This window comes from Pseudomonas sp. LF020 (assembly GCF_053456425.1).
In genome coordinates, this window is record NZ_JBRFIX010000006.1 from 286411 (window position 1) to 308332 (window position 21922).

Here is a 21922-nt window from a genome sequence, read left to right on the forward strand (position 1 = left end):
CCCATGTTGCATATCTTCTGTCCTCACTGCGGCGAACTGCGCTCCGAAGAGGAATTCCACGCATCCGGTCAGGCGCACATTCCGCGTCCGCTGGATCCTGCCGCCTGCACCGATGAAGAGTGGGGCGACTACATGTTCTTCCGCGACAACCCGCGTGGTCTGCACCACGAACTGTGGGATCACGTCGCCGGTTGCCGCCAGTACTTCAACGTCACCCGCGACACCGTGACCTACGAGATTCTCGAAACCTACAAGATCGGCACCAAGCCGCAATTCACCGACAAGGCTGATACGGCGAAAACAGCCACGACGGCGCTGGGAGAGAAGGTATGAGCCAGACCAATCGCCTGTCCAACGGTGGACGGATCGACCGCAACAAAGTGCTGAGCTTCACCTTCAACGGTCAGAGCTACAAAGGCTTCGAGGGCGACTCGCTGGCCTCGGCGCTGATCGCCAACGGCGTCGACATCATCGGTCGCAGCTTCAAGTATTCGCGTCCACGCGGGATCTTCGCCGCCGGTGCCGAAGAGCCGAACGCCGTGCTGCAGATCGGTGCTACCGAAGCCACGCAGATTCCCAACGTGCGCGCCACGCAACAGGCGCTGTACCAAGGCCTGGTCGCGACCAGCACCAACGGCTGGCCGAGCGTCAACAACGACATGATGGGCATTCTCGGCAAGGTCGGCGGCAAGCTGATGCCGCCGGGTTTCTACTACAAAACCTTCATGTACCCGCAATCGTTCTGGATGACCTACGAGAAGTACATTCGCAAGGCTGCCGGTCTGGGCCGTTCGCCGACCGAAGTCGATCCGGACACCTACGACTACATGAACCAGCACTGCGACGTGCTGATCGTCGGCGCCGGCCCTGCTGGTCTGGCGGCTGCACTGGCGGCTGCGCGCAGCGGTGCGCGGGTGATCCTCGCCGATGAGCAGGAAGAGTTCGGCGGCAGTCTGCTCGATTCGCGCGAAAGCCTCGACGGCAAACCAGCGATCGAGTGGGTGGCCAGCGTCATTGCTGAACTGAAGAACACCCCGGACGTGCTGCTGTTGCCGCGCGCCACGGTCAACGGTTACCACGACCACAATTTCCTGACCATTCACGAACGCCTCACCGATCACCTCGGTGACCGCGCGCCAATCGGTCAGGTGCGTCAGCGCATCCACCGTGTCCGCGCCAAGCGTGTGGTGCTGGCGACTGGCGCCCATGAGCGCCCGTTGGTCTACGGCAACAACGACGTGCCGGGCAACATGCTCGCTGGTGCGGTTTCGACTTACGTACGCCGTTACGGCGTGGCACCGGGCAAAAAACTGGTCCTGACCACCAACAACGATCACGCCTACCGCGTGGCGCTGGACTGGCTCGACGCCAGCCTGCAAGTGGTGGCCATCGCCGATGCACGGAGCAATCCGCGTGGCGCACTGGTGGAAGAAGCCCGCGCCAAAGGCATCCGCATCCTCACCGGCAGCGCTGTGATCGAGGCGCGTGGCAGCAAGCGCGTCACCGCTGCCCGCGTCGCTGCGATTGACGTGAAAGCGCACGCCGTGACCAGCCCGGGCGAATGGCTCGACTGCGACGTGATCGCCAGTTCCGGCGGTTACAGCCCGGTGGTGCACCTGGCTTCGCACCTCGGTGGCAAGCCGATCTGGCGTGAAGACATCCTCGGTTTCGTACCGGGCGAAGCACCGCAGAAGCGTGTGTGCGTCGGCGGCATCAACGGCGTTTACGGCCTCGGAGATTCGCTGGCCGATGGTTTCGAAGGTGGCGCACGCGCTGCCAGTGAAGCCGGTTTTGCGGTGGTCGAAGGCACGCTGCCAAAAGCGCTGAGCCGTCTTGAAGAAGCGACGCTGGCGCTGTTCCAGGTGCCGCACGAGAAGGGCACCTCGCGTGCGCCGAAGCAATTCGTCGACCTGCAGAACGACGTCACCGCCGCCGCCATCGAACTGGCGACCCGCGAAGGTTTCGAGTCGGTCGAGCACGTCAAACGCTACACCGCGCTGGGCTTCGGCACCGATCAGGGCAAGCTCGGCAACGTCAATGGTCTGGCGATTGCCGCCCGTTCGCTGAACGTGACCATCCCGCAGATGGGCACCACGATGTTCCGCCCGAACTACACGCCGGTAACGTTCGGCGCCGTGGCCGGTCGTCACTGTGGGCACATCTTCGAACCGGTGCGCTACACCGCACTGCATCAATGGCACCTGAAAAACGGCGCCGAGTTTGAAGACGTCGGCCAGTGGAAACGTCCGTGGTACTTCCCGAAAAACGGTGAAGACATGCATGCGGCGGTGAAGCGCGAATGCAAAGCCGTGCGCGACAGCGTCGGCCTGCTTGATGCCTCGACCCTGGGCAAGATCGACATTCAAGGCCCGGATGCCCGCGAGTTCCTCAACCGCGTGTACACCAACGCCTGGACCAAGCTCGATGTAGGCAAGGCGCGTTACGGCCTGATGTGCAAAGAAGACGGTATGGTTTTCGACGACGGTGTGACGGCGTGTCTGGCCGACAACCATTTCGTCATGACCACCACCACTGGCGGCGCGGCGCGCGTGCTGCAATGGCTGGAGCTGTACCACCAGACCGAATGGCCAGAGATGAAGGTCTACTTCACTTCGGTCACCGACCACTGGGCGACCATGACCCTGTCCGGGCCGAACAGCCGCAAGCTGCTCAGCGCCGTGACCGACATCGATCTGAGCAACGAAGCCTTCCCGTTCATGACCTGGAAAGAAGGTCTGGTCGGCGGCGTGCCGGCGCGGGTGTTCCGCATCTCGTTCACCGGTGAGTTGTCGTACGAAGTCAACGTGCAGGCCGACTACGCGATGGGCGTGCTGGAGAAAATCGTCGAGGCCGGCAAGCAGTACAACCTGACGCCGTATGGCACGGAAACCATGCACGTTCTGCGCGCCGAGAAAGGTTTCATCATCGTCGGTCAGGACACCGACGGCTCGATGACCCCGGACGACCTGAACATGGGCTGGTGCGTCGGTCGCACCAAGCCGTTCTCATGGATCGGCCAGCGCGGCATGAACCGTGAAGACTGCGTGAAGGATCAGCGCAAGCAACTGGTGGGCCTGAAGCCGATCGATCCGAACGTGTGGCTGCCGGAAGGCGCGCAACTGGTGTTCAACACCAAGCAGGCGATCCCGATGACCATGGTCGGCCACGTGACCTCCAGCTACGCGCACAACTCCCTCGGTTATTCATTTGCCATGGGTGTGGTCAAGGGCGGTCTCAAGCGCATGGGCGAGCGGGTGTTTGCGCCGCTGGCCGATGGCAGCGTGATCGAGGCGGAGATTGTTTCTTCGGTGTTCTTCGATCCGAAGGGGGATCGGCAGAACATCTGACAGCTTCGAACCCTGTGGTGTGGCGGATATCGCCTTCGCGAGCAAGCTCGCTCCCACAGGTTTCGGGTTGTTAATGGAATTTGTGTCAGGCATCAGTCCACTGTGGGAGCGAGCTTGCTCGCGAAGGCGGCAGTACAGCCACTACAAGGACCGGAACCAACAGAATTGATAAAGGTGCTTTATGACCACAGCCAATGTGTACCAACAACGCCCGGCCACCGGGGCCCGTGCCGAGTCGTCGCTGCACCATGCCGACCTCGCCAGCCTGGCCGGCAAGGGTCGCAAGAACGCCGGTGTGTTCGTGCGAGAAAAGAAACTCCTCGGTCACCTGACCCTTCGTGGCGACGGCCATGACGCCGCGTTTGCCGCCGGGGTGCACAAGGCCCTGGGCATCGAGTTGCCGGGCGCTCTGAGCGTGATCGTCAAAGGCGAAACCAGCCTGCAATGGATGGGCCCGGACGAGTGGCTGCTGATCGTGCCAAGTGGTGAAGAATTCGCCGCCGAGCAGAAGCTGCGCGAAGCGCTGGGCGATCTGCACATCGCGATCGTCAACGTCAGCGGCGGCCAGCAAGTGCTCGAACTGAGCGGGCCGAACGTGCGTCAGGTGCTGATGAAATCCACCAGCTACGACGTGCACCCGAACAACTTCCCGGTGGGCAAAGCGGTGGGCACGGTGTTCGCCAAGTCGCAACTGATGATTCGCCACACCGCCGAAGACACCTGGGAACTGCTGATCCGCCGCAGCTTCTCGGATTACTGGTGGTTGTGGTTGCAGGATGCGTCGGCCGAGTACGGCCTGAGCGTGCAGGCGTAACGCTTAGTGGTTGCCGCGATTGCTTCTTGTGGCGAGGGAGCTTGCTCCCGCTCGGCTGCGAAGCAGTCGCAAAAACCTGCGAGCGCATTCTTTCTGGAAGATCGCGATTGCTGATTTTGGGGTCGCTTCGCAACCCAGCGGGAGCAAGCTCCCTCGCCACAGAACTCACTCGCCACAGAGTTCACTCTGCTCACAGATGTTGAAACAGGAGTCACCGCACCATGAGCCGCGCACCAGACACATGGATTCTGACCGCCGACTGCCCCAGCGTGCTCGGCACGGTGGACGCGGTGACGCGTTTTCTGTTCGAGCAGGGTTGCTACGTCACCGAGCACCACTCGTTTGATGACCGGCTCTCGGGCCGCTTCTTCATTCGCGTGGAATTCCGTCAGCCTGACGGTTTCGACGAACAATCCTTCCGCGCCGGCCTTGCCGAGCGTGGGCAGGCGTTCGGCATGGTCTTCGAGCTGACCGCACCGAACTACCGGCCGAAAGTGGTGATCATGGTTTCCAAGGCCGATCACTGCCTCAACGATTTGCTTTACCGCCAACGCATCGGCCAGTTGTCGATGGACGTGGCGGCGGTGGTCTCCAACCATCCGGACCTCAAGCCGTTGGCCGACTGGCACCAGATTCCCTACTACCATTTCCCTCTCGATCCCAACGACAAGCCGTCGCAGGAGCGACAGGTGTGGCAGGTGATCGAAGCGTCCGGCGCCGAACTGGTGATCCTCGCCCGTTACATGCAGGTGCTGTCACCGGAACTGTGCCGCAAGCTCGATGGCAAGGCGATCAACATCCATCACTCGCTGCTGCCGGGGTTCAAGGGCGCCAAGCCGTATCACCAGGCCTACAACAAAGGCGTGAAACTGGTCGGCGCGACTGCGCATTACATCAACAACGACCTCGATGAAGGGCCGATCATCGCCCAGGGCGTCGAGGCGGTGGATCACAGTCATTACCCGGAGGATCTGATCGCCAAGGGGCGGGATATCGAAGGCCTGACCCTGGCCCGGGCCGTGGGTTATCACATCGAAAGAAGGGTGTTTTTGAACGCCAACAGAACCGTGGTTCTTTAGATCGCCATCGCTGGCAAGCCAGCTCCCACAGGGATTTGTGCCGTACACAATCTTTGAGTTCCACCCGAAACCTGTGGGAGCTGGCTTGCCAGCGATGAGGCCATAACAGGCAACACAACAATCAGCATCTGTACCCGAGCACTCAACGCGCTGCCTGCCTGGGCAACGCGGTTCCATAAAAACAACAGCGAGGTGAAAGCATGTCTGGCAATCGTGGTGTGGTGTATCTCGGCGCTGGCAAGGTCGAAGTACAGAAAATCGACTATCCGAAAATGCAGGACCCGCGCGGCAGGAAGATCGAGCACGGGGTGATTCTGCGTGTGGTGTCCACCAACATTTGTGGCTCCGACCAGCACATGGTGCGCGGCCGTACCACGGCGCAGACCGGTCTGGTGCTGGGCCATGAAATCACCGGCGAAGTGATCGAAAAGGGTTCCGACGTCGAGAACCTGAAAATCGGCGACCTGGTCTCCGTACCGTTCAACGTGGCTTGCGGGCGCTGCCGTTCCTGCAAGGAGCAACACACCGGTGTCTGCCTGACCGTCAACCCGGCCCGTGCCGGCGGGGCTTACGGTTACGTCGACATGGGTGACTGGACCGGCGGCCAGGCCGAATACGTGCTGGTGCCGTACGCCGACTTCAACCTGCTGAAACTGCCGGATCGCGACAAGGCCATGGAGAAAATCCGCGACCTGACCTGCCTCTCCGACATCCTGCCGACCGGCTATCACGGCGCCGTGACGGCGGGCGTTGGCCCGGGCAGCACCGTGTACATCGCCGGCGCCGGCCCGGTCGGTCTGGCCGCTGCAGCCTCGGCGCGTTTGCTGGGCGCAGCGGTGGTGATCATCGGCGACGTCAACACCATCCGCCTGGCGCACGCCAAGGCGCAGGGTTTTGAAGTGGTCGACCTGTCCAAGGACACGCCGCTGCACGAACAGATCGCCGCACTGCTGGGCGAGCCGGAAGTGGATTGCGCGGTGGACTGCGTGGGCTTCGAAGCGCGCGGCCACGGGCATGACGGGGTGAAAGCCGAAGCCCCGGCCACGGTGCTCAACTCGCTGATGGGCGTGGTGCGCGTGGCGGGCAAGATCGGTATTCCGGGCCTGTACGTGACCGAAGATCCGGGTGCCGTGGACGCCGCCGCAAAAATGGGCAGCCTGAGCATCCGCTTCGGTCTGGGCTGGGCCAAATCCCACAGCTTCCACACCGGCCAGACCCCGGTGATGAAGTACAACCGCCAGCTGATGCAGGCGATCATGTGGGATCGCATCAACATCGCCGAAGTGGTCGGCGTGCAAGTCATCAGCCTCGACCAGGCGCCTGAAGGGTATGGCGAGTTCGATGCGGGTGTGCCGAAGAAGTTTGTGATTGATCCGCATCGGTTGTTCAGTGCGGCGTAAGTTTCAGGCAATGCAAAACGGCGACCTCAAGGTCGCCGTTTTTTATGGGGATGAGCACTAAACCTGTGGCGAGGGGGCTTGCTCCCGCTCGGCGGCGAAGCCGTCGTAAAATCCACACATGCGGCGTCTCAGGAAAATTACCCACTCAAGATTTGGGTCGCTTCGCAGCCCAGCGGGAGCAAGCTCCCTCGCCACAAAAGGTTTGTGGTGCCAGAGTCAGAGAGCCGCTAACGCGCCTTGGTAAAGCACCGGCCCCGTCGGCTGCCCGGTCGGCGAGCCGCCCTTCGGCTCCAGACTCACCGCCAGCGCAATCGGCTGGCCGATCAAGACTTTCTGCGCCTCGCTCAGTTCAACCTTGCCCTTGCCCCCCGCCGGAATCACCCCCAGCGAAATCGGCTTGCCATCAGCCGGGATCGCCCACAATTCCAGACTGCGATCTGGCCCGACTGCCGCCAAAGTTAGCGGTTCGACTTGCAGATAGTCTGCATGCGCCTCGACCTTCAGCGCCGGTTGCGCATTGGCGTTCAGCAGGGTGGCGCGGTAGCGGGCGTCGTCGCGGTTGTACAGCGAGCCAAGAAATACCAGCACGGCGATGGAGCAGATCGCTGCGGTGAGTCGCAGCCAGTTCCAGAACGGTCGTTTGGGCGGTACATGCAGCTCTTGCGGATCGATGCGTGCAGTAATGGCTTGCCACACCCGATCCGGCACCGGTTGCTCCGGCAATGTATCGGTCAGGCTGGCGAGACTCTCCTGCCACTGTGCCAACTCGGTTCGCAGTGCTGCGTCATCCAGCAGCAATTGCTCAAAGCGCCGACGCGCCGCCGCCGACATCAATCCGATGGCGTAATCGGCAGCGAGGGCGCGGCGCAGGGCCGGGGTCTGGTAGTTCATGATTCGAGGCACCTGCGCAGGCGTTCCATGCCGCGACGAATCCACGACTTCACCGAGCCCAGCGGCGCCGCCAGGTGTTCGGCGAGTTCCGCGCAGGACAGGCCCTGAAAGTAGGCGACAGTGATCGACTGGCGCTGCATGCCGTCGAGGGTGTCGAGGCAGCGGTGCAGCGCACTGGCTTCGCGGCTGCGGTTCAACAGGTCATGGGCCGAAGGACTTTCGTCCGGCAAGGTGTCTTGTTCGAACTCGGTCAGCGGCCGTTCGCGCTGTTTGCGCAACTGGTCAATGGCCTGATGGCGGGTGATGTTGATCATCCAGGTCAGCGGCGCCGACAGATGGGCTTCGTAGCGCGAGGCGTTGTTCCAGATGCGCACGAAGCTTTCCTGCAGCACTTCTTCGGCCAGATCCGCCCGACCCATGAAGCGCAGAGCGATGCCGTGCAGGCGCGGGCCGACGCTGCGATAGAGGGTTTCGAAGGCGCCTCGGTCGCCCAGTGCGCACTGGGCCAACAGATGCCTGAGCTGATCGGTGTCGACGATGGAAATGACAGGCCTCCAAGCAATGCACGGGCGACGAAGGCGGGCCCCGGGTTGTTCACAGGCTAGTTCAGCGACAGCGCTTGTGCCATTCATCTCGGGTTATCCACGGTTTCACGTTTTATATACGTGGCTATGCTGAAAATGGATGCGCCAGCGAGGAACATGCTGGCTGAAACCCGGTCAAAACGGCAGTTTTGCCGCCCATTGACGGGCGGTCACCACAGCGCAAGAGGATGTCTGAATGAAGATTTCACGCGGTATTGCCTTGGCTTCACTGATGACCCTTGCAGCGAGCCCGGTGTTTGCCGGCTTCAGTCTGGACGATGTGACCAAAGCAGCTTCGAGCATGCAGGGTGGCAACGCAGCCACCGCCGCCGCGCCGACCTCGGAAACCGCCGGTTTGCTGCAAGCCGTCACCGGTCTCGGCGTGACGCCGCAGCAGGCGGTCGGTGGCACCAGCGCCATGCTTGGCCTGGCCAAGAACCAATTGAGCAGCACCGATTATTCGCAGCTGGCCAAAGAAGTGCCGGGCATCGACAAACTGTCGGGCGGCAGCGGCAACTTGGCGGCGTTGAGTGGTTTGCTGGGTTCGTCGGGCAAGTCGGCGGGGCTGGAAAACGCGCTGGGCAACGTCAAGAACACCAGCGACCTGAACAATGCCTTCGGTGCGTTGGGCATGGACAGCGGCATGGTCGGCCAGTTTGCCCCGGTGCTGCTCAAGTATCTGGGTGATCAGGGCGTCGGCGGCCCGATTTTGCAGAGCCTGGGCAGCATCTGGGGCGCCGGCACCGGTAGCTGATTCAGCTGCGCTCGCCGCGCAGTTCGCTGATGCGCTGATCCTTCTCGGTCCAGAGCTGGTTGACCCAGTTCTGGACCTGCTGGCGAAACAGCGGATCGTTTTCGTAATCACCCTGCGACAGTGCCGGGTGGAGTTCGCGGGTCTGGATGTCGACGATCACCCGCGGCACGCTGCCGCTGATCAGATCCCAGAACCCCGGAATCTTTTCCTGTGGATAAACCACGGTCACATCGAGCAGCGCATCGAGTTGTTCGCCCATTGCTGCCAGTACAAACGCCACGCCGCCCGCCTTGGGTTTGAGCAGATGCTTGAACGGTGACTGCTGCTGCGCGCTTTTCGCCGCGGTGTAGCGGGTACCTTCCAGATAATTCACCACCGTCACCGGCTGGCGCTTGAACAGCTCACAGGCCTGTTTGGTGATCTCCAGATCCTTGCCCGCCAACTCCGGGTGTTTGGCGAGGAACGCTTTGCTGTAGCGCTTCATGAACGGGTAATCCAGCGCCCACCACGCCAGACCGAGGAACGGCACCCAGATCAGTTCTTTCTTGAGGAAGAACTTGAAGAACGGCGTGCGCCGGTTGAGAGTCTGGATCAGCGCCGGAATGTCGACCCACGACTGGTGGTTGCTGATGACCAGATACGAAGTGTCACCGCGCAGGTCTGCGCCGCCGCGAATGTCCCATTGGGTGGGGATGCACAGGCGAAAGATCAGTTTGTCGATCTCGGCCCAGGTCTCGGCAATCCACATCACCGCCCACGAGGCGTAATCGCGCCAGCGCCCGGGCGCGATCAGCTTGAGCAGGGCAAAGACCAGCAGCGGCCCGATCAGGATCAGGGTGTTGAGCAACAGCAGCAGGGTGACGAAACAGCCGGTGAGCAGGCGGCGCATAAGCAACTCTATGAAGGCGGATGGGCGCGCCATGATAAGTGGCTTCGGGCGACAGGCCAAATCGGTGGTGACGAATGTTTCACTTTTGCTCCGTTATTCTTTGAATGATTACGCAGCATCCTGTGGCGAGGGAGCTTGCTCCCGCTGGGGTGCGAAGCGGCCCCAAATCCATTCACCTCGGTGTGTCAGGCGAAACCTGCAGGCTGGTTCACGCCGACTGCGTCGTCGAGCGGGAGCAAGCTCCCTCGCCACAAAGGTCGGCGGCGAACCAACTATCGTGTTTTTTCGCGGTCTAGAATTCGGCGTTGAGCCCTCATTTTCCAAGGAAGCCCCTTACGTGAAATCCCTCCTTGCACTGTTTGCCCTCGTCGCCCTGCCGGTCATGGCCGCCGAGCCGACCCTGTACGGGCGTTATGAATACATCGCGCTGCCGGAAATCGGTGGTGAGGTGCTCAAGGCCAAGATGGACACCGGCGCGCTGACCGCCTCGCTGTCGGCCAAGGACATCGAGACCTTCACCCGCGACGGCGAGAACTGGGTGCGTTTCCGCCTCGGCACCAAGGACGCCAGCAACAAAGTCTACGAGCACAAGGTCGCGCGGATCAGCAAGATCAAGAGCCGCTCGGATGAAGAGGACGAAGGCGACAGCACTGAAGTCGCCAAGCGTCCGGTGGTCGATCTGGAACTGTGCTTGGGCAACGTCAAGCGCACCGTTGAGGTCAACCTGACCGACCGCAGCAACTTCAACTACCCGCTGTTGATCGGTGCCAAGGCCTTGCGCGAGTTTGGCGCAGCGGTGAACCCGGCGCGGCGTTTCACCGCCGACAAGCCGGACTGCTAAGTGGTCTCATTGACGTAAGGTCAGGCTTGGGGCACCGTTCGCGCACTTAACCCATGGGCTCGGACGCCATGCCTCATATCCTGATTGTCGAAGACGAAGCGGCGATTGCCGACACGCTGATTTTTGCCCTGCAGGGCGAGGGGTTCGCCACCACGTGGCTGAGTCTCGGCGCGGCGGCGCTGGAGTTTCAACGGCAGACCCCGGCTGACTTGATCATTCTCGATATCGGCCTGCCGGACATCAGCGGTTTCGAAACCTGCAAACAGCTGCGGCGCTTCAGTGAAGTGCCAGTGCTGTTTCTCAGTGCCCGGGACGCCGAGATCGACCGGGTGGTGGGGCTGGAGATCGGTGCCGACGATTACGTGGTCAAGCCGTTCAGCCCACGGGAAGTTGCCGCGCGGGTGCGGGCGATTCTCAAACGCGTGGCGCCGCGACCTGTGGTTGAAGCCTCCTCGGCACTGTTTCGCATCGATGTCGAGCGTGTGCTGATCACCTACCGCGGCCAGCCATTGAGCCTGACCCGCCACGAATTCCGTCTGCTGCAATGCCTGCTCGAACAACCGCAGCGGGTGTTCAGCCGCGAGCAATTGCTCGATGCGCTGGGGGTGGCCGCGGACGCCGGCTACGAGCGTAGCATCGACAGCCACATCAAAAGCGTGCGTGCCAAACTGCGTCTGGTGCGCGCCGACGCCGAGCCGATTCAGACTCATCGCGGCCTCGGCTACAGCTACAGCCCGGGGCACAGCTGATGTCGTTGGGGCTGCGGATTTTTCTGGTGTATGTGCTGTTTGTCGGCCTGACCGGTTACTTCGTGCTCAACACGGTGATGGAAGAAATCCGCCCCGGTGTGCGCCAGTCCACCGAAGAAACCCTGGTCGACACCGCCAATCTGATGGCTGAGATCCTGCGTGATGATTTCAAGGCCGGCACGCTCAGCGAGAACCGCTGGCCCGAATTGCTGCGCGCCTACGGCGAGCGTCAACCACAGGCGACCATTTGGGGCTTGCCGAAAAACCAGGTCAACCACCGCATCTACGTCACCGACGCCAAAGGCATCGTGGTGCTGGATTCCAGCGGGGTGGCGGTCGGGCAGGATTACTCGCGCTGGAACGACGTATACCTGACCTTGCGCGGCGAATACGGTGCGCGCTCGACCCGCAGCGATCCGAACGATTCGGCGTCGTCGGTGATGCACATTGGCGCGCCGATCCGTGATAACGGCAAAATCATCGGCGTGGTCACCGTGGCCAAGCCCAACAGTTCATTGCAGCCTTATGTCGACCGCACCGAGCGGCGCTTGCTGTTTTACGGCGCGGGGCTGATCGGCCTCGGCCTGCTGTTCGGCGCCTTGCTGTCGTGGTGGCTGAGCCGCGCGCTGCACCGTTTGACCGGCTATGCCCAAGCGGTGAGTGAAGGGCGCCGGGTCGAAGTGCCGCATTACCGTGGCGGTGAACTGGAGCAACTGGCGACGGCGGTGGAGCAGATGCGCACTCAACTGGAAGGTAAGGCCTACGTCGAGCGCTATGTGCACACCCTGACCCATGAACTGAAGAGTCCGCTGGCGGCGATTCGCGGTGCGGCGGAATTGCTGCAGGAGGAGATGCCAGCGATTCAGCGCCTGCGCTTTGTCGGCAACATCGACAGTGAAAGTGCGCGGATGCAGCAGTTGATCGAGCGGCTGTTGAATCTGGCGCAAGTCGAGCAGCGTCAGGGGCTTGAGGAACGCGTGGCGGTGCCGCTGGCGGCGCTGGTCGATGAATTGTTGCGCGCGCAGGCAGCGCGAATCGAAGGCCGGCGGCTCACGGTTGAGCAGACCATTGCGCCGGATCTGATGCTGATCGGCGAGCCGTTTCTGCTGCGTCAGGCGCTGGGCAATCTGCTGGAGAATGCGCTGGATTTCACCCCGGTCGCCGGGTTGCTGCGCTTCAGTGCCGAACGCGTGGGGGAGCAGGTCGAGTTGCGCCTGTTCAACGAAGCCGCCCCGATTCCCGAGTACGCCTTGCCGCGTCTGTGCGAGCGGTTTTATTCGCTGCCGCGACCGGACAGTGGGCGCAAGAGCACCGGGCTGGGGCTGAACTTTGTGGCAGAGGTAGCCAAGTTGCATGGTGGCCAACTGTCGATCAGCAACGTGTCGGGCGGTGTGCAAGCCGTTCTGAGCCTGCCCTGAAACCTTACGGACAGGCCGGGCTCAGGGTGGGGACGAGGCCGCTGCGGTGTGCTGAAGCTTCTTCCGATGGGCGAAATTCAACGCTGGCTGCTCCACCAGACGCCATGAAGCGATCGCCAGCATGATCACGATCAGCGCCGAGACAAGCATGGACGGCAGAAAGCTCAGGTGGGACTTGTTGATGACCAGTTGCTGGACCGGGAACGCATACAGATAGATTCCGTAAGAAATATCGAATCGGCCCCGGATACTTTTGTCGACGTAGAGCAGGCCCAGACTCAGGGTGACCAGCGCACAGCCCAGCGTCGCCAGCACTGTGGCCAATGGGGTGCCGACGCTGAGGCAGATCAATCCGGTCCCGGCCGCCAGAGCGATCGCCAGCACACGGGGATTGCTGAGGTACTGTTTGTGAAAGGCAATCACGGAACCGGCAAAGAAGGCGATACCAGCACCGCAGTAAGTCGCCAGTTTTTGCGCCATGGCGCCGGACACTGCACTACTCAAGACATACGTTGCCACCGCAAACCCCATCAGCAGGATCCATGGCAACAGGGCTTTTCGGTACAGACCCAGAACCGCCGCCAGCAGCAAGTAAAAGCCGAATTCGATTTTCAGCGTCCAGAGACTGCCATTGAAGGATTCGTCGAAGATAAATCCATTGGTGATCTGTTCGATAGTGGCTTGACCGAAAACCGAGATTCGCAGGAAGTCGATCGTGGCGCTCAAGCTTGTGACATAGCCTTCGGCAAACAGTGCACCGGCGATATAAGTCATCGCGAAGGCGCAGAGGATCAATGCTGGAAAGATGCGGGCAATGCGTTTGATCAGATAGTCGGTGAAGTTCGTGGCGTTGACGAAGCTGCGAGTGATCAGCAGGCCGGAGATCGCAAAGAACGCGATCACGGCGATACCGCCCAGTGAGTTGAAGCCGGCGATGCCTGGCTCTGGCAGACCCCACAGCGCAAAGTGATGGCTGATCAGCACCATGAGTGCCGCCAAGTGCCGGATCAAATCGAAAGAGTTGTTGCGCAACGTGTCCGTCCTTTCTATGAACATTGCCAAGGTGATGAGGAAAAAGCGTTTTACAGGTATTTCCACGCAAAGCCCACACAACCTCCATAACAAAACCACAAAGCACTCCCAGACTGGCCACATTCCAACCAGGGAGCGTCGTTATGAATCGAAATCTGACTATCAAACTCGGGGCTGTAGCCCTGTTGATCCTGCTGTTGCTGATCCCGTTGCTGATGATCGACGGCATCATCGATGACCGCCAGCAACGGCGCGACGGCGTACTCGAAGACATCGCCCGCAGTTCCAGCTACAGCCAGCAACTGAGCGGGCCGGTGATGGTGGTGCCGTACCGCAAGGTGGTGCGTACCTGGAAGACCAACGAGAAAACCAGTCAGCGCTATGAAGAGCTCGGCGAAGAGCGCGGTCGGCTGTACTTTCTGCCGGAACGTTTCGAACTCGATGGCCAGGTGCAGACCGAGCTGCGCAAGCGCGGTATCTACGAGGCGCGGCTGTTCCATGCCGACAATCGCATCAATGGGCATTTCTCGTTGCCGGCGCAGTTGGGGATCAAGGAAGACTTCGCCGATTACCAGTTCGATGCGCCGTTTCTGGCGGTGGGCATCAGTGACATTCGCGGTATCGAAAACGCCCTGAAACTGGAACTCGATGGCCAGCGCCTGGACTTCGTACCCGGTACTCAGGTGGGCTGGCTGGGCGAAGGCGTGCGGGTCACGCTGCCGGCGCTGGATACCCGCAAAACCACGGAACTGACCTTCGGTTTCGACCTGCGTCTGCAGGGCACCGGTTCGCTGCAGGTGTTGCCGGTGGGCAAAACCAGCCACGTCAGCCTCGCGGCCAACTGGCCGCACCCAAGCTTCATCGGCAATTTCCTGCCGGGCAAGCGCGAGATCAGCGATCAGGGTTTCAACGCCGATTGGCAGACCACGTTCTTCTCCACCAATCTGCAAGAAGCCATGAGTCGTTGCGTGACGGGCAATGAATGCGAGGGGTTCAGCGGGCGCAGTTTTGGCGTGAGTTTCATCGATCCGGTGGACCAGTACCTGAAGAGTGATCGGGCGATCAAATATGCGCTGTTGTTCATCGTCCTGACCTTCGCCGGTTTCTTCCTGTTCGAAGTGCTCAAGAGTCTGGCGGTGCATCCGGTGCAATACGCATTGGTCGGGGTGGCGCTGGCGTTCTTTTACCTGTTGCTGCTGTCGTTGTCGGAGCACATCGGCTTTGCCCTGGCGTATCTGCTGTCGTCCAGTGGCTGTGTGTTGTTGATCGGGTTTTATGTGTGTCACGTGCTGCACAGCGTGCGCCACGGCCTGAGTTTTTCTGCGGGATTGGCGGCGTTGTATGGCCTGCTGTACGGACTGCTGAGCGCCGAGGATTACGCGTTGCTGATGGGCTCGCTGCTGTTGTTCGGTCTGCTCGGGGTGTTCATGGTGCTGACGCGCAAACTCGACTGGTACGGGATCGGGCAGAAACCGGCCAGGCCGCTGGAGTTTGATGTGGAGGCGATGCAATGAGCGGGTTGCGCGAGGATCAGCGCTGGAAGGAAGCGTTGGTGACGCGGATTGTCGGGTTTCTGCCAGTGGATGCGAGTTGGTGCCATCGCTGGCAAGCCAGCTCCCACAGGATTTGTGCTGAAACAGAGAACTCTGTCATATCCAAATCCATTGTGGGAGCTGGCTTGCCAGCGATGAGGCCGGTACAGGCGCCGCCGATTTAAGGCTTGGGCAGGGTGGCGACCATGGACGCTCGCTGGCTCACCTCGAAATACCAGCTGGCCAGTTGCGGATTGGCGCTGCGCCAGTCCAGATCCGGATGACGCAGATCGATGTAACCCAACGCACAAGCGACGCTGATGGCGGCCACATCGAAATGGCTGGTCAGCTCGGCGATGGCGTCACTTTCCAGATAGGCCAGGGCGCGACGGATTTTCTCGCGCTGGGCGTCGAGCCATTCGTCCCAGTGCTTTTCCGGGGCGCGCAATACCAGTTCGTAACGCATCATCACCGAGGCGTCCATGATCCCGTCAGCCAGCGAGGCCAGGGTCAGGCGCCGCCAGCGAGCCGAACCTTCACGGGGGATCAGCGGATTGCCGACGTGCTGCTGGTCGAGGTATTCGAGGATCACGCGGCTGTCATGGATCACGCTGCCGTCGGCCAGACGCAGGGCGGGAATCTTGCCCAGCGGGTTGTCGGCGTTGAGCGCAGCGTCCGGGCTGACCGGGCTGAGCACGCAGTCTTGCAGGGCGACGCGATTCTGCTGGCCGGTCTCGTGCAACAGCACCATCACTTTGCGCACGAACGGGGAAAGCGTGTTGTGAAACAGGGTCATGCTGGGGGCGGACATTGGCAAACCTCGGTGGTCATCAAGAACAGCAGGTTAGCCTAGCTACAACCACTGTGGCTGGCGAGGAATTGATGGTGTTCGTGAGATCGCCATCGCTGGCAAGCCAGCTCCCACAGTTTTTGCAGCGAACACAAATTTCAGATTCAGCATAAACCCCTGTGGGAGCTGGCTTGCCAGCGATGAGGCCATCACCGACAACACAAAAACTACCTGCGCTGCAATAAACCTCTAATGGCCAGATAAGCCGGAACACCCAGCCCGACCCAGCTCAACGCATCCCAGATTCCATCCCCCAACAACGCCGCGAACAACCCCGCCGCACTCAGCAGCGCAATCACCAGCGGCGTGCTGAACACTTTCCAGAAATTGCTCTGACGCGGCTTCATGCAGCAACCTCCGCCGTGACCGGTCTCGCCGCTTTACGCCGCACCACCCACAGATACACGCCACTGCCGAGGACGATGATGGTCAGCACGTCGAGGGTTGCCCAGAGGATCTTCATCGGCATGCCGCCGTAGTCACCGAAGTGCAGCGGCTGCGACATGCCCATGGCGTCCATGTACCACGGGCGCTCGGCCACAGCGGTGACCTGCAGGGTGCTGGCGTCGATCAGTACCGGCGTCAGTAGGTGCGAAGTCAGGTGGGTGCCACCCTTCATGAACACCGCGTAGTGATGCTCACTGGAAAACCGCGTGCCGGGGAAGGCGATGAAATCCGGATTCATCCCCGGCGCCACGTCGCGGGCGATGTCGAGCAGGTGGGTGGCGGGGGCCAGTCGGGTCAGTGGCGGGGCATCGCGGTACGGCGCGACCATGGCGGTCAGCGAGTCATTGCGCCACGCGGCGATGAGCAGGTCGGCGCAGGCGCTGATCACTCCGGTGACGCCCACCACCAGTGCCCAGGTCAGGGTGACGACGCCGATCAGGTTGTGCAGGTCGAGCCAACGCAAGCGGGTGGACTTGTCCTGACGCACGGTGCCGAACGGCAAGCGACGCATGAACGGCAAGTACAGCACGGTGCCCGAGATGATCGCGACCACGAACAGCAAACCCATGAACGCCAGCAGCAACTTGCCGGGCAATCCGGCGAACATGTCCACATGCAGGCGCAGGATGAACAGCATCAGCCCGCCATTTGCCGACGGGGTTTCCAGCGCTTCACCGGTGCGCGCATCGAGCATGAAGGTGTGCGACGAGTTCGGTTCGGTGCCGGCGGTCTTCGCCATGATCGTCAACACGGCATTGGGTTCGTCGTCCTCGAAACCGAAGTACTGCACCACTTCGCCGGGACGATGTTGTTCGGCGGCCTCGACCAGTTGCGCCAGGTTCAGGCGCGGCGTGTCGGCCGGCATCTCGCGCACTTGCGGGGCATCGCCGAGCAGGTGCTCGATCTCGTGATGGAAGATCAGCGGCAGGCCGGTCAATGCCAGCAACAGCAAAAACACGGTGCAGATCAGGCTGGTCCAGGTGTGGATGAACGACCAGCGGCGAATTGTTTTACTTTTCATTTCATGACCTTCAAAAACACCGAAGCCGTCCATGAAGGACGGCTTGGTGACAGGACCTGTTTCAGCTCACGCGGTTACCACTTGTAGGTGGCGCTGGCGACGACGCTGCGCTGGTCGCCGTAGTAGCAGTAGAAGCCGTCGCAGGTGGAGATGTAGTCCTTGTCGAACAGGTTGGTGGCGTTGACCGCGACCGATGCACCTTTGAGGCTGTTGTCCAGGCGCCCGAGGTCGTAATGCACGGAGGCGTCGAACACCGTGTAAGCATTGGCCTTGCCCAGCCAGGTGTTGCCCTGATCGCCATAGGTGTTGCCGGTGTAACGCACGCCACCGCCGATACCGAAGCCGTCGAGCACGCCGCTGTGCCAGGTGTAATCGGTCCACAGCGAGGCTTGCTGGTTTGGCATCAGTTGCAGGCGGTTGCCTTTGTAGTCGCCTTTCTGCACTTCGGACTTGGCCAGGGTGTAGGCGGCAATCACTTTCAGGTTATCGGTGACGTCCGAGGTCGCCTCCAGTTCCAGGCCTTTGACTTTCACTTCGCCGGTCTGGCTGGTGATCGGGGTGTTGCCGACGGTGGTGGTGACCGCGACGTTTTTCTGCGTCAGGTCATACACGGCGGCGGTCAGCAGGGTCTTGCTGCCCGGTGGCTGGTACTTGACGCCCATTTCCCATTGCTTGCCTTCGGTCGGTTTCAGCGAACCGGTGGAGGAGGCGTCGGCGCCGGTGGTTGGCTGGAAGGATTCGGCGTAGGAAATGTACGGGACGAAGCCCGAGTCGAACACGTAGCTGAGCGCTGCGTTACCGCTGAAGTTCTTGTCGCGCTGGGTGTTGGTCGCATCGGCCTTGTTGAAGAATTTGGTGCCGGTGTGGACCCAGTCTTCACGACCGCCCAGCGTCAGGCGCCATTGGTCGAGGGCCATCTGATCCTGTACATAGAGGCCGGTCTGGTAGGTCTTCTGGTCGTAGTCGTAATACGCCGTCGAGCGATCCGGACGAACGATCGGCTGGCCGTAGATCGGGTTCAGCACGTTGGTTTTCAGGCCGTCACCGTAGATCGACAGGTAGTTGGTGTTGCTGCGCTGGTGATCCAGCCCCAACAGCACGGTGTGGCGAATGTCACCGGTGGCGAAGTCGGCCTGGAAGTTGTTGTCCACCGCGAACTGGCTGATGTCTTCGTCAACGCTGGTGCTGGTGCGCCCGACGTTACCTTGATCGTCCACCATGGTGTACGGGTAAGAGCCGACGGTCAGGGCCTGGAACGACAGATCCGACTTGGTGTAGCGCAGGTTCTGCTTGAACTGCCAGACATCGTTCAGCCGATGTTCGAAGGCATAGCCGAGCGCGTAGTAGGTGCGGTCGTAGTATTCCCAATCCGGGTCGCCGAGATTTTTGTGGTGCGAAACGCTACCGAACGGCATGTCGATCTTGGTGCCCTGCACCGGCAGGAACTGGCTGGTAATGCCGGTATCGTCGCGGGTGAACTGGCTCAGCAGGGTGAATTTGGTGTCGTCGTCGATGTTCCAGGTCAGGCTCGGCGCGATGTTGTAGCGTTTGTTATCGATGTGGTCGATCTGCGTGCCGCTGTCACGCACCACACCGCTGATGCCGTACAGAAACTGGCCGGCGTCGTCGATCTTGCCGGTGCTGGCGAAGTTGATCTGGCGATGGTTGTCGCTGCCGTACTGCAGCTGGATTTCGCTGCTGGCGTCGCTGCTCGGGCGCCGGCTGACCATGTCCAGCAGGCCGCCCGGCGGGGTCTGGCCGTAAACGGAAGAGGCCGGACCGCGCAGCAGGGCAAGGCGATCGAGGTTCCAGGTTTCCTGTTTCGGGTTGGCGTATACGCCTTTGGGCAGCGGCAGGCCATCGAGGAACTGGGTCGGCTCGAAACCGCGCACGCGCAGCCAGTCGGCGCGGGTGTCGCTGCCGTAGCTGCTGGCGGTGATGCCCGGCATGTAGCGCACAGCGTCATCGAGGCTGTGCACGCTGCGGTCGTCCATTTGCTGGCGGGTCGCGACCGAGATCGAGCGCGGTGCTTCGACCAGCGCAGTGTCGGTCTTGGTGCCGGCGGCGGTGCGGGTGGCGGTGTAGCCTTCGACCGGGCCCCAGGCGCTTTCGTAGTTTTCCACGCCGATCACTGCAGTTTCCGGCAGCGCCAGTGTCCCTTCCGGCACCGCCACCAGGGTGTAGGTGCCGGCGCTGCTTTGTTCCAGTTGCAGACCGGTGCCACGCAGGGCGGCACGCAGTGCGCCGGCGGCATCGTACTGACCGTTGACCGGCGCCGAGGTCTTGCCCGCGGCCAGCGAGGGATTGAGCGACAGCGCGAGGCCGCCCTGGCTGGCGATCTGGTTCAGCGTGGTCGACAACGGCGCCGCCGGCAGGTTGTAGGCGCGTACGCTGGAGGCCTGCTCAGCGGCGAGCAACGGGTGGCTGATCAGCGGGGTGCTGAGGGCGATGGCGACCGCCAGCAGACTGGGGCGCAACAAGGTGTCTAGCGAACGGGACATGCGAAGGCTCCTGAATGGAAATATTTCTCAATTGCCTGTGTGCCGGACGAGAATTGAAAAGTGATAGGGCTGGATGAAAATAATTTCGATTAACTGAAAAGTGACCGAGACCCTGTGGCGAGGGAGCTTGCTCCCGCTGGAGCGCGAAGCGGTCCCTGCTGTCTTTCAGATAAATCGCATTGACTGGTTTGACGACTGCTGCGCAGCCGAGCGGGAGCAAGCTCCCTCGCCACAGAGGTCGGTCGCCCTCAAGGCTTGGTATCAGCCTTCGCCACCGTGACCCAATACGGCGTGTGCTGCTCGATCTGTACCGGCAGGGTCGGCAGCAGAGCACTCAGGGCCTTGTCGGTGTCGTGCAGCGGGAAGCTGCCGGTGATGCGCAGGTCGGCGACCTCCGGGGCGACGCCCAGATAGCCACGGCGGTAGCGCCCGAGTTCGTGCACCAGATCGCCGAGCCGCGCGTTGTCCACCACCAGCATGCCGCGGGTCCAGGCATCGGCGCCGGGGGTGAGTGCGGCGACCGCGTCGAGGCCGTCGTTGCGAATCAGCACTTGCTGGCCTTCGCGCAGGATCTGCTCGTCAGGATGACTTTGCGGATGCGCCGCCACCGCCGATTGCAGGACGCTCAGACGCGTGCCCTGGTCTTCACGCTTGACCAGAAACCGCGTGCCCAGCGCGCGCATGCTGCCTTCGCGGGTCTCGACGATGAACGGCCGCGCATCGCCGTGACCGGTCTCAACCATGATTTCGCCTTCCTGCAACACGATCAGGCGCTGGCTGGCATCGAAGCGCACATCCACCGCGCTGTGGGTGTTGAGGTTGAGCACGGTGCCATCGGCCAGCCGCACCGTGCGCTGCTCACCGGTGGCGGTGCGTTGATCGGCCAGCCAGTAATCCAGCGGCAGGTAGCGATCACCGGCAAACAGCGCCAGACCGACCACTGCCACCACGCTGGCCAGTCCGCTGCCGAGCTTGCGCACTCTGCGGCGAATGCCTTCGCGTGATTGCAGCAACGCAGCGCGGGCCGGGCCGTTGGCGACACTGAAGCGCTGATCGAGCATGCCCAACTGACGCCAAGCGCGGGCATGTTCTTCATTGGCTGCGTGCCATTTGGCGAACTCTTCGCGCTCCAGCGCACTGCTGGAATCCAGCGACAATTGCCAGGCAATCGCCGCGTCCAGCACCTGAGCCGAAACCGGTTTGGAGCTGGCCGGGCTCATGTCGGCTCACCGTAGAGGGCGATGTAGCACTGGCGAATGCCCTGAGCCAGGTATTGCCGCACACGCGGCACCGAGACGCCGAGCTTCGCGGCGATTTCGGCATGGCCGAGGCCGTCGAGGCGGTTATAAAGGAAAGCGGCGCGGGCCTTGGTCGACAGTTTGCCGAGCAGGCGGTCGATGGCCTTGAGGTCTTCGAGGATCAATTGCTGTTCTTCCACCGAAGGCTGTTCGCCTTCGGGGATCAGCATCAATTCGGCGAGATAGGCCTGCTCCAGCGCGGCGCGGCGGAAATAGTCGAACAGCAGGCCCTTGGCAATCGCCACCAGAAACGCCCGCGGTTCGCGCGGCGTCAGCAATTGTTCGCGACCGAGCAGGCGCACGAAGGTGTCCTGGCTCAGATCTTCTGCCCGTTGCGGGCACGCCACGTTGCGCCGCAACCAGCTCAGCAGCCAACCGCGATGGTCGCGATACAACGCACCGACGAGTTCACTGTGAGGGCTTGGGACTGACGACACCAGACGCACCGATTGGGAAATGTTAACCAACGAGAATT

The 21922-nt window shown here is 61.7% G+C and carries 20 protein-coding genes; 10 read left to right on the forward strand and 10 right to left on the reverse strand.

Translation table 11 applies throughout. The features are described 5' to 3' along the window. Positions 1–3 precede the first annotated feature (3 nt). The 5 genes from ACU680_RS16575 to fdhA all read left to right on the forward strand — a co-directional run bounded on the left by ACU680_RS16575 (position 4) and on the right by fdhA (position 6640). On the forward strand, positions 4–333 hold the full coding sequence (locus tag ACU680_RS16575) for a sarcosine oxidase subunit delta (RefSeq protein WP_007962600.1): 330 nt from the start codon (positions 4–6) through the stop codon (positions 331–333). Beyond that, positions 330–3347 carry a sarcosine oxidase subunit alpha gene (locus tag ACU680_RS16580; protein WP_448179999.1) on the forward strand — a complete coding sequence of 1006 codons (3018 nt, stop codon included), beginning with the start codon at positions 330–332 and terminating at the stop codon, positions 3345–3347. Before ACU680_RS16575 ends, ACU680_RS16580 begins: the two co-directional genes overlap by 4 nt. Positions 3348–3528: 181 nt before the next feature. Further along, a complete protein-coding gene (locus tag ACU680_RS16585; protein ID WP_367086003.1) occupies positions 3529–4161 on the forward strand; it encodes a sarcosine oxidase subunit gamma in 633 nt (210 codons plus the stop codon). A 221-nt stretch (positions 4162–4382) separates the two neighbouring features. Then, a complete protein-coding gene (gene purU / locus ACU680_RS16590) occupies positions 4383–5240 on the forward strand; it encodes a formyltetrahydrofolate deformylase (protein WP_448180000.1) in 858 nt (285 codons plus the stop codon). A 200-nt stretch (positions 5241–5440) separates the two neighbouring features. Continuing rightward, positions 5441–6640, forward strand: coding sequence for a formaldehyde dehydrogenase, glutathione-independent (gene fdhA / locus ACU680_RS16595; protein ID WP_027610665.1), 1200 nt, complete (start codon positions 5441–5443; stop codon positions 6638–6640). A 216-nt stretch (positions 6641–6856) separates the two neighbouring features. Here the strand turns inward: fdhA and ACU680_RS16600 are convergent, their stop codons facing one another. Both ACU680_RS16600 and ACU680_RS16605 read right to left on the reverse strand, forming a co-directional pair. Beyond that, positions 6857–7531, reverse strand: coding sequence for an anti-sigma factor (locus ACU680_RS16600; protein WP_448180001.1), 675 nt, complete (start codon positions 7529–7531; stop codon positions 6857–6859). Then, positions 7528–8163: an RNA polymerase sigma factor gene (locus ACU680_RS16605; RefSeq protein WP_448180002.1), complete on the reverse strand. Its 636-nt coding sequence runs from the start codon at positions 8161–8163 to the stop codon at positions 7528–7530. Before ACU680_RS16605 ends, ACU680_RS16600 begins: the two co-directional genes overlap by 4 nt. A 148-nt stretch (positions 8164–8311) precedes the next feature. Here ACU680_RS16605 and ACU680_RS16610 point away from each other — a divergent pair, with 148 nt between their 5' ends. Further along, entirely contained in the window at positions 8312–8869 is a 558-nt protein-coding gene (locus ACU680_RS16610; RefSeq protein ID WP_007962589.1) for a DUF2780 domain-containing protein, read from the forward strand. A gap of 1 nt (position 8870) precedes the next feature. Here the strand turns inward: ACU680_RS16610 and yihG are convergent, their stop codons facing one another. Next, on the reverse strand, positions 8871–9758 hold the full coding sequence (gene yihG / locus ACU680_RS16615) for a 1-acylglycerol-3-phosphate O-acyltransferase, YihG family (RefSeq protein WP_448180003.1): 888 nt from the start codon (positions 9756–9758) through the stop codon (positions 8871–8873). A gap of 337 nt (positions 9759–10095) precedes the next feature. On the opposite strand from yihG, the gene rloA2 reads away from it, so the two are divergent. From rloA2 to creC, 3 genes are all read left to right on the forward strand, one after another. Next, positions 10096–10599, forward strand: coding sequence for a retropepsin-like aspartic peptidase RloA2 (gene rloA2, locus ACU680_RS16620; protein WP_007962587.1), 504 nt, complete (start codon positions 10096–10098; stop codon positions 10597–10599). A gap of 68 nt (positions 10600–10667) precedes the next feature. Then, positions 10668–11348 (forward strand): two-component system response regulator CreB, encoded by a 681-nt coding sequence (gene creB, locus ACU680_RS16625; RefSeq protein ID WP_448180004.1) that lies wholly within the window; start codon positions 10668–10670, stop codon positions 11346–11348. Further along, on the forward strand, positions 11348–12766 hold the full coding sequence (gene creC, locus ACU680_RS16630; RefSeq protein WP_448180005.1) for a two-component system sensor histidine kinase CreC: 1419 nt from the start codon (positions 11348–11350) through the stop codon (positions 12764–12766). The genes creB and creC overlap by 1 nt, the downstream gene beginning before the upstream one ends. Before the next feature lie 21 nt (positions 12767–12787). Here the strand turns inward: creC and ACU680_RS16635 are convergent, their stop codons facing one another. Then, on the reverse strand, positions 12788–13921 hold the full coding sequence (locus tag ACU680_RS16635) for an acyltransferase family protein (RefSeq protein ID WP_448180006.1): 1134 nt from the start codon (positions 13919–13921) through the stop codon (positions 12788–12790). A 20-nt stretch (positions 13922–13941) separates the two neighbouring features. Here ACU680_RS16635 and creD point away from each other — a divergent pair, with 20 nt between their 5' ends. Then, complete coding sequence (creD, locus tag ACU680_RS16640) at positions 13942–15312, forward strand: cell envelope integrity protein CreD (RefSeq protein ID WP_448180007.1); 1371 nt, start codon at positions 13942–13944, stop codon at positions 15310–15312. A gap of 199 nt (positions 15313–15511) precedes the next feature. Here creD and ACU680_RS16645 read toward each other — a convergent pair whose 3' ends face one another. The 6 genes from ACU680_RS16645 to ACU680_RS16670 all read right to left on the reverse strand — a co-directional run bounded on the left by ACU680_RS16645 (position 15512) and on the right by ACU680_RS16670 (position 21884). Then, positions 15512–16141: a glutathione S-transferase gene (locus ACU680_RS16645; protein WP_448180008.1), complete on the reverse strand. Its 630-nt coding sequence runs from the start codon at positions 16139–16141 to the stop codon at positions 15512–15514. Positions 16142–16347: 206 nt separating this feature from the next. After that, positions 16348–16527, reverse strand: coding sequence for a hypothetical protein (locus ACU680_RS16650; RefSeq protein WP_041069939.1), 180 nt, complete (start codon positions 16525–16527; stop codon positions 16348–16350). Then, positions 16524–17648, reverse strand: coding sequence for a PepSY-associated TM helix domain-containing protein (locus tag ACU680_RS16655; protein WP_448180009.1), 1125 nt, complete (start codon positions 17646–17648; stop codon positions 16524–16526). The genes ACU680_RS16650 and ACU680_RS16655 overlap by 4 nt, the downstream gene beginning before the upstream one ends. 74 nt (positions 17649–17722) lie before the next feature. Then, positions 17723–20149, reverse strand: a complete 2427-nt coding sequence (locus tag ACU680_RS16660) for a TonB-dependent siderophore receptor (protein ID WP_448180010.1) — start codon at positions 20147–20149, stop codon at positions 17723–17725. 248 nt (positions 20150–20397) lie between these two features. Continuing rightward, entirely contained in the window at positions 20398–21369 is a 972-nt protein-coding gene (locus ACU680_RS16665; RefSeq protein WP_367085985.1) for a FecR domain-containing protein, read from the reverse strand. Further along, on the reverse strand, positions 21366–21884 hold the full coding sequence (locus ACU680_RS16670) for an RNA polymerase sigma factor (protein ID WP_045121971.1): 519 nt from the start codon (positions 21882–21884) through the stop codon (positions 21366–21368). The genes ACU680_RS16665 and ACU680_RS16670 overlap by 4 nt, the downstream gene beginning before the upstream one ends. Positions 21885–21922 lie beyond the last annotated feature (38 nt).

What these genes read in the sequence shown, in the direction of transcription:
- ACU680_RS16635 (WP_448180006.1), bottom strand. Translation starts at nt 13,921, where the DNA reads ATGTGGCCAGTCTGGGAGTGCTTTGTGGTTTTGTTATGGAGGTTGTGT.
- creC (WP_448180005.1), top strand. Translation starts at nt 11,348, where the DNA reads ATGTCGTTGGGGCTGCGGATTTTTCTGGTGTATGTGCTGTTTGTCGGC.
- ACU680_RS16605 (WP_448180002.1), bottom strand. Translation starts at nt 8,163, where the DNA reads ATGAATGGCACAAGCGCTGTCGCTGAACTAGCCTGTGAACAACCCGGG.
- fdhA (WP_027610665.1), top strand. Translation starts at nt 5,441, where the DNA reads ATGTCTGGCAATCGTGGTGTGGTGTATCTCGGCGCTGGCAAGGTCGAA.
- creB (WP_448180004.1), top strand. Translation starts at nt 10,668, where the DNA reads ATGCCTCATATCCTGATTGTCGAAGACGAAGCGGCGATTGCCGACACG.
- yihG (WP_448180003.1), bottom strand. Translation starts at nt 9,758, where the DNA reads ATGCGCCGCCTGCTCACCGGCTGTTTCGTCACCCTGCTGCTGTTGCTC.
- ACU680_RS16610 (WP_007962589.1), top strand. Translation starts at nt 8,312, where the DNA reads ATGAAGATTTCACGCGGTATTGCCTTGGCTTCACTGATGACCCTTGCA.
- purU (WP_448180000.1), top strand. Translation starts at nt 4,383, where the DNA reads ATGAGCCGCGCACCAGACACATGGATTCTGACCGCCGACTGCCCCAGC.
- creD (WP_448180007.1), top strand. Translation starts at nt 13,942, where the DNA reads ATGAATCGAAATCTGACTATCAAACTCGGGGCTGTAGCCCTGTTGATC.
- ACU680_RS16600 (WP_448180001.1), bottom strand. Translation starts at nt 7,531, where the DNA reads ATGAACTACCAGACCCCGGCCCTGCGCCGCGCCCTCGCTGCCGATTAC.
- ACU680_RS16580 (WP_448179999.1), top strand. Translation starts at nt 330, where the DNA reads ATGAGCCAGACCAATCGCCTGTCCAACGGTGGACGGATCGACCGCAAC.
- ACU680_RS16650 (WP_041069939.1), bottom strand. Translation starts at nt 16,527, where the DNA reads ATGAAGCCGCGTCAGAGCAATTTCTGGAAAGTGTTCAGCACGCCGCTG.
- ACU680_RS16585 (WP_367086003.1), top strand. Translation starts at nt 3,529, where the DNA reads ATGACCACAGCCAATGTGTACCAACAACGCCCGGCCACCGGGGCCCGT.
- ACU680_RS16660 (WP_448180010.1), bottom strand. Translation starts at nt 20,149, where the DNA reads ATGTCCCGTTCGCTAGACACCTTGTTGCGCCCCAGTCTGCTGGCGGTC.
- ACU680_RS16645 (WP_448180008.1), bottom strand. Translation starts at nt 16,141, where the DNA reads ATGTCCGCCCCCAGCATGACCCTGTTTCACAACACGCTTTCCCCGTTC.
- ACU680_RS16665 (WP_367085985.1), bottom strand. Translation starts at nt 21,369, where the DNA reads ATGAGCCCGGCCAGCTCCAAACCGGTTTCGGCTCAGGTGCTGGACGCG.
- ACU680_RS16575 (WP_007962600.1), top strand. Translation starts at nt 4, where the DNA reads ATGTTGCATATCTTCTGTCCTCACTGCGGCGAACTGCGCTCCGAAGAG.
- ACU680_RS16655 (WP_448180009.1), bottom strand. Translation starts at nt 17,648, where the DNA reads ATGAAAAGTAAAACAATTCGCCGCTGGTCGTTCATCCACACCTGGACC.